The organism is Bradyrhizobium oropedii, from assembly GCF_020889685.1.
GTDB lineage: Bacteria > Pseudomonadota > Alphaproteobacteria > Rhizobiales > Xanthobacteraceae > Bradyrhizobium > Bradyrhizobium oropedii.
Genome location: NZ_JACMYO010000506.1, coordinates 1 through 533, shown reverse-complemented (window position 1 = coordinate 533; position 533 = coordinate 1). Strand labels below are relative to the sequence as shown.

General features: G+C 63.4%; 1 protein-coding gene. It reads left to right on the top strand.

Annotated features, from left to right (window positions below; all coding sequences use genetic code 11):
• The first annotated feature begins 120 nt into the window (after window positions 1-120).
• The gene (locus H8A95_RS43520; RefSeq protein WP_229167410.1) at window positions 121-468 is read left to right on the top strand and encodes a transposase; all 348 of its coding nucleotides are present in this window, start codon (window positions 121-123) and stop codon (window positions 466-468) included.
• The last annotated feature ends 65 nt before the right edge of the window (window positions 469-533 follow it).

Sequence of the window (533 nt, the reverse complement as noted above, 5' to 3'; positions counted from 1 at the left end):
GTAAGCGGAAAAGAGACCCCGTCTGGCGCAGGGGGTGAGCAATCGGCTATCGGCTGCTGAGTTTGTGAGCCGATGTGAGCTTCTATGTCTGCGCCTAGTTCTGGAACTAGAACCTTCCATATGATCGAAGCGGTCGCCGACCGTCTTGAGGGAGCGCCGCGGCAGCTTCGCCGACGCTGGTCGGACGAGTTTAAGGCCCAAGTCGTGACAGAGGCGCTGGAGCCTGGCGCGAGCGTCTCGGCGATCGCTCGCCGGATTGGCATTCACCCGTCGCAGCTGTTTGCCTGGCGCCGTGATGCTCGGGCGGAACGACATTATCGCGAGCGGCACTCGAGTTGCGGGGGTGAGGTGGCGTCTGTGTCAGGCGCTGTGATCGAAATTGCCATTGGCGAGGTGATCGTGCGCGCCGGCGTGGACGTCGACGAGGCGCAGCTGCAGCGGGTGATCCGGGCGGTACGTTCGGCATGATCCCCTCCGGCGTGAAGGTGTTCCTGGCCAGCCATCCAGTCGACTTCCGCAAGGGTATCGATGGG